The sequence below is a fragment of the Candidatus Poribacteria bacterium genome, from assembly GCA_028820845.1.
Classification (GTDB): Bacteria; Poribacteria; WGA-4E; order WGA-4E; family WGA-3G; genus WGA-3G.
On the sequence record JAPPII010000084.1, the window covers coordinates 1 to 4,884 of the forward strand.

A 4,884-nucleotide genomic window follows, 5' to 3' on the forward strand; every position below is an offset into this window, starting at 1 on the left:
GTTTCGGTTGACTTTTTTCAAAACCTATGACATATTATACGTTTATACGTTTTTTGTCGACAAATAAAATGTATACAGTCTACAATACAAAATATGTTTTCACACATTTGACAGGCTTCCTTCTATCAAGCAAAAAAGGAGCGAGTTTTCCACCGCACGCCAAAGCATGCGGTTTCCAACCCGAAAATATTGATGAAAAACCAACACCTTTTATTTTTAGCCGTTCTTTTGACAATGTTATTTACACTTTCTGCCGTCCCTCTCACCCTCGGAGAGACAGTTCCATACCAGTCCATCTACTATGTAGACGATGACACCCGTAAAATCCAGTGGGCAAATGTGGATGGCACAAACATCAAAGACCTCGTCACGGACGGGTATCCAGCAGATATCGCCTTAGATGTGTTAGGTGGCAAGATGTACTATACAGACGACATCAGAGGTTTAATCTATCGCGCCGACGTTGATGGCTCAAACGTTGAAGATATCCTCACAGACGTGGCACCGAGGAGTATTGCCTTAGATGTGTTAGGTAGCAAGATGTACTGGACGGAATGGCATTTCGAGTCAGACGATAAAATCCGGCGTGCCAACCTCGATGGCTCAAACGTTGAAGACCTCGTCACCGCGGGACTCGACGGTGTATGGAATATCGCCTTAGATGTGTCAGGTGGTAAAATGTACTGGACGAACCGCTGGAGGAATAAAATCCAACGTGCCAACCTTGATGGTTCAAACGTTGAAGACATTATCACAAACGTGCATCCGGCGGGTATCGCCTTAGATGTCGCAAATGGCAAGATGTACTATACAGACTGGCTCTCTGCGAACATCCAGCGTGCCAACTTTGATGGCTCACACATACAAGCCATAGTTCTCAGAGGATTGCGTGAGCCGGCGGGTATCATCTTAGATGTTGCCGGCGACAAGATGTACTGGGCGGATGCGGGCAGTGGTAAAATCCAACGTGCCAACCTTGATGGCTCAAACGTTATAGACATCATCACAGACTTACGGGCACCGGTGCGTCTCGCCCTCGGCACGACCTCACCGGGTCTATGGGATCTGGATGTCAATCAGGATAGCAGCATCACCTATATAGACATCATCGCACTTGCGATGTATTACGGCGTATCGGTGGATGCTGGCGTGAATCTACGGGCAGATGTCAACAAGGATGGCAGGGTGGACATCAAAGATCTCATCGTCGTTGCCAGAGCCGTGGATGCCGCTGCCGCCGCGCCCGCACTTGTGCAGCAGCGTAACCGCCTACCGTTTACCGCGCAAGAGGTGGCAGCGTGGATTCGTGATGCCAAATATCAGCAGCTCAGTGTCCGCGGGATCGCCGTGCTCGAACACGTCTTGGAAGCACTCACGCGCTCAGAGATGTCCTCAGTAAAGACGGCACTCCTGGCAAATTACCCCAATCCGTTCAACCCGGAGACGTGGATCCCTTATCAACTCGCAACGCCTGCGGATGTCACACTCACCATCTCTGCTGTTGATGGACAGGTGGTGCGGACGTTGGGACTCGGACATCAAGCTGCTGGCGTGTATCAGCGTCGGAGTCGTGCTGCGTATTGGGACGGCAGAAACGCTGTCGGTGAATCCGTGGCGAGTGGTGTGTATTTTTATACACTCACCGCAGGCGATTTCACTGCCACGCGGAAACTCCTGATACGGAAGTAAGTCTGTTGCTATTAGGAAGAAGGCAATTATTAGCTGAGGTGATGTCTACGGTAGGAATGGTCATTTTATCTTGCTTGTTTCTGGCGAGGTGGGAGGTTCTTCTCGTTCTCAAATTATGTTGAACGATCGAGGAAAATCAAACCATCTAAAAGTCGATTGAACTAATAACAATAAGGGGTAAAAAAATGTTCAATAAGGTTGTTTTGATTTCCGCTTTGTTTGCGATCCTAACGGGGTGCGACCAGCAACGGAATATGATGACACCTGTAATGCAGGATGTTTTGATGGATGAACCTGTGTCGGAAGACACATCACTTGTAGAGCAACCCATTATACATTTCCCGATTGAGATAGACGACATTATCCAAGAAGAAACACACGAAGTGTTTACGTCGTCTAATGCTGCTATCAATTCTGAGCGATTTCATCAGCTACTCGAAGTCGCCAAAGAATATAATTTGGAATATTGTGGCAAAAGGAGGAAAGGTGTACTGCCAGGCGATGTGGACAATCAGTTTGACTTTGTTGATAAAGCGACTGCAAAAGAATTTGCAGGAAAAGTTAACGCCGAATATGCTGAACACTTAAACACTACAGAAAGAATTATCCCGGAGAGATTTAGTTGGTGGGGCGGCGTAGACCTATATCCGAGATGTAGCGGCATCGGCGGATGAGCGAATTCTGATTTTCGTCCGAGGAAATAAGTGAGTGAAAGTCTCTGTGGCAGGTGAAGAAAACCCGTCCAGTCGTATAATTGATACTCATGCAATTTTCATACCGATTCATCAAAGTTTTCAAGGTGTCATTATGTCAAAAATAAGAATCCTTCTTTTCTGCGTCGCAACACTCTTTGCGACACAAGGCTGCGAAAAAATAACGGATACCGTTATATTTCCGCCGACAACGGACCTTGTGGACACGATACAACCGCTGACCGTCATGACCTATAACGTCTATGTCGGCAGCAGCACAGATGATCTTCTCTCGGTAGACAGCTTGCTCGAAGTCCCAACAGAAGTCGCGAAAATCTATCACAACGCCATTGCATCGGATTTCCTCGCACGAGCAGTGGCAATCGCCACGCATATCGAAACCCATCACCCCCATCTCATCGGACTCCAAGAAATCTCGGTTGTCCGACGTCAAAGCCCCGGCGACCTGATCTCAGGGGGCACAGTTCTTGCTGAAAACGTCGAGATGGATTACCTTCACATCCTCTTAGATGCGATCCACGCAGTAGGTCTTCAGTATCAAGTTGCGGCGAAAGTAGAGAATTTCGATGTTGAAATGCCAATGTTCACCGAAACGGGTATCGATGATATTCGACTCACCGATTATGATGTCATCCTCGCCCGCCACGACGTTGAAACCGCAGACGCTACCGCCGCTACCTACGACGCAGCATTTCGGGTGGATCTGCTTGGACTTGACGTCAAAAGAGGGTATGTTGGGGTTGATGCGACTGTTGATGGAAACACTTACCGGTTTGTCAATACACATCTCGGATCGTATTCAGAAGACGCTCGCATCGTACAAACACAGGAACTCATCAACAGCCTCGCCGACGAAACCTTACCTATAATCCTGTTAGGCGATTTCAACACGCCCGCACCTGATGGCACGGCTTACCAAATGCTACGGACGGCAGGATATATTGACCTCTACCAGGCAGATCCTCACGGCAATGGTAACACTTGTTGTCTCGCCCCTGACCTCCGAAATGAAACCAGTGCGCTCTCTGAACGGATTGATCTGATTTTCCTTTGTCATCCGCAAGGAGAGGTATCGGCGATTACACACACTGTCGGCGATAAAGCCGAGGACCGATTACCGAACCGAAACCTGTGGCCCTCCGATCACGCAGGGGTCGTCGCAGAGATAACTTTTCAGTAAAGCCACAGTGCGTCGGTAGGCGAAAAAAAACTGACTGTTATTTACCGACGCGGCAGAAAAGAAGTATCAAAAAAGCGATGAAAACGGCGAGGTTAATCAGAATTCCTGCTATCTCGTGGGTGGTCCACCCCGGAAGATATGCTGCGAGAATGCCACAGAGAACAGAGAATACCAAAAAGAGTACGAAATACCACAATTGCTGTATCCAATGCGTAGTTTTCTCCGGATTCGTCCTGTAGATAAACCATGACATACCATATCATATCAGCAGCAGCGCGCCGACGAGAAATAAATCTTCAGTGTTGTAACCGCTCATAACAAGCATAGCACCGACAAAGGAGACAATAACCCCAGCAAGTCTGGCGGTTTCCTGTTTCTTTTGATTTGGTGAGAGAAATCGCATACGACGTGGTCTACGTCGGTCAATCAGAAGGAATAATGTCACACAGCGGATCTCTTCAGCACAATTCCGTAGAGTATGATACTTGGTATAATGTTATTGCCAATCCTTAGCCAATGAAGGGGGTGAAACAAATGAGAGTTGTTGTTTATACAGCAGGGATCCTTATCGTTTTAGCTGTTGCGTGGACGTTCTATCTCAACCATAGCATAAAAAAGTTTGAGTCAAATCTCTCGGAAACTATTGTGATGTCTGAAACGCAACAGGAAATGCCCGCTATTGTTGATAGCAAGAACCCACCTGAAACGGAGGTATCCGATGAAGGTTTAGCGTCTCATGACGCACTTACATTTGAAGATTCTTTTGTGAGAGAATCAGAAGATATAAAACCTATCGTTACTTCCCCGGAGGTTGATATTCAAGTGCCCACTACTGCTGAAACAGTGGGACACAATGAAGAAACTCCCACCACGGAAACTGTTGTAGGTCCCTGTGGTGAAGTCTGTGAACCCTCGCGATCAGGTGTAGATTTTCACAGTCTTTCCAAAAGTGAGCAGCTTCAGTTCATGCAAAAAGGATTGGTAAAACGGTTCGGTGATGTCCCTGAAGTCGATCTTTTCATTGATTATATGAAACTTTCACACAACAAGCGATCTGTTGGAGAGAAACAGGCACTTGAGTACGTGCGCGCAGTTGCGACGTTGTTTCCAAACGAGGCAAACAAAAAGCATCTCCGTGAATTGGAAGTGCGTGTCGCGTCAAGACCAATACAGCAGAAGCAGTGAGCTACAACAGGGCGATGTGCTTTCCCAGCGCATTGCCCTGTTTTTTTAGAAAGGAAGGAACCGATGGCATTTGTTTTAGCTCTGATTTACTTTATTCTCTGTATTTTGAACCTGATA

General features: G+C 47.2%; 6 protein-coding genes. 4 read left to right on the plus strand and 2 right to left on the minus strand.

Translation table 11 applies throughout. The annotated features are described in order from the left end of the window. Positions 1 to 192 precede the first annotated feature (192 nt). The 3 genes from OXN25_16540 (at position 193) to OXN25_16550 (ending at position 3,582) form a co-directional block, all read left to right on the plus strand. Positions 193 to 1,689: a DUF5050 domain-containing protein gene (locus tag OXN25_16540; GenBank protein ID MDE0426461.1), complete on the plus strand. Its 1,497-nt coding sequence runs from the start codon at positions 193 to 195 to the stop codon at positions 1,687 to 1,689. A gap of 185 nt (positions 1,690 to 1,874) precedes the next feature. After that, on the plus strand, positions 1,875 to 2,363 hold the full coding sequence (locus OXN25_16545) for a hypothetical protein (GenBank protein MDE0426462.1): 489 nt from the start codon (positions 1,875 to 1,877) through the stop codon (positions 2,361 to 2,363). A gap of 133 nt (positions 2,364 to 2,496) precedes the next feature. After that, complete coding sequence (locus OXN25_16550) at positions 2,497 to 3,582, plus strand: endonuclease/exonuclease/phosphatase family protein (GenBank protein ID MDE0426463.1); 1,086 nt, start codon at positions 2,497 to 2,499, stop codon at positions 3,580 to 3,582. A gap of 37 nt (positions 3,583 to 3,619) precedes the next feature. Here OXN25_16550 and OXN25_16555 read toward each other — a convergent pair whose 3' ends face one another. Next, positions 3,620 to 3,835, minus strand: coding sequence for a hypothetical protein (locus tag OXN25_16555; GenBank protein MDE0426464.1), 216 nt, complete (start codon positions 3,833 to 3,835; stop codon positions 3,620 to 3,622). Between the two features lie 6 nt (positions 3,836 to 3,841). Beyond that, positions 3,842 to 4,027, minus strand: a complete 186-nt coding sequence (locus OXN25_16560) for a hypothetical protein (GenBank protein ID MDE0426465.1) — start codon at positions 4,025 to 4,027, stop codon at positions 3,842 to 3,844. A gap of 89 nt (positions 4,028 to 4,116) precedes the next feature. Here OXN25_16560 and OXN25_16565 point away from each other — a divergent pair, with 89 nt between their 5' ends. After that, the gene (locus tag OXN25_16565; protein MDE0426466.1) at positions 4,117 to 4,767 is read left to right on the plus strand and encodes a hypothetical protein; all 651 of its coding nucleotides are present in this window, start codon (positions 4,117 to 4,119) and stop codon (positions 4,765 to 4,767) included. Positions 4,768 to 4,884 lie beyond the last annotated feature (117 nt).

What these genes read in the sequence shown, in the direction of transcription:
- OXN25_16540 (MDE0426461.1), top strand. Translation starts at nt 193, where the DNA reads ATGAAAAACCAACACCTTTTATTTTTAGCCGTTCTTTTGACAATGTTA.
- OXN25_16545 (MDE0426462.1), top strand. Translation starts at nt 1,875, where the DNA reads ATGTTCAATAAGGTTGTTTTGATTTCCGCTTTGTTTGCGATCCTAACG.
- OXN25_16550 (MDE0426463.1), top strand. Translation starts at nt 2,497, where the DNA reads ATGTCAAAAATAAGAATCCTTCTTTTCTGCGTCGCAACACTCTTTGCG.
- OXN25_16555 (MDE0426464.1), bottom strand. Translation starts at nt 3,835, where the DNA reads ATGTCATGGTTTATCTACAGGACGAATCCGGAGAAAACTACGCATTGG.
- OXN25_16565 (MDE0426466.1), top strand. Translation starts at nt 4,117, where the DNA reads ATGAGAGTTGTTGTTTATACAGCAGGGATCCTTATCGTTTTAGCTGTT.